This window comes from Streptomyces graminilatus (genome assembly GCF_001418565.1).
Classification (GTDB): domain Bacteria; phylum Actinomycetota; class Actinomycetes; order Streptomycetales; family Streptomycetaceae; genus Streptomyces; species Streptomyces graminilatus.
Map to the genome: position 1 here is coordinate 1 of NZ_LIQQ01000741.1, position 233 is coordinate 233.

The following is a 233-nucleotide window of genomic DNA, read 5'->3' on the forward strand; positions in this document are numbered from 1 at the left end:
TTCGCCTTCGCGGGGGCGGTGTTCGGGGCGACGCGCCGGATCGCGGTGACCGTGTCGGCGATGATCGGCCCGTTGCACGACCCGTTGAGGCTCGCCGAGGACATCGCCGTACTCGATCTGCTGAGCGGCGGGCGGCTGATCACGGTCGCCGGGATCGGATACCGGCCCGAGGAGTACGCGCATTTCGGCGCCGACTGGAAGCGGCGCGGCAAGCTCCAGGACGAGCTGCTGGA

At 70.4% G+C, this 233-nt stretch carries 1 protein-coding gene; it reads left to right on the forward strand.

Annotated elements, in window-relative coordinates:
* Nucleotides 1-233 (forward strand): LLM class flavin-dependent oxidoreductase (locus AOK08_RS48215; protein ID WP_422125823.1); only part of this gene is annotated, 233 nt, incomplete at both ends.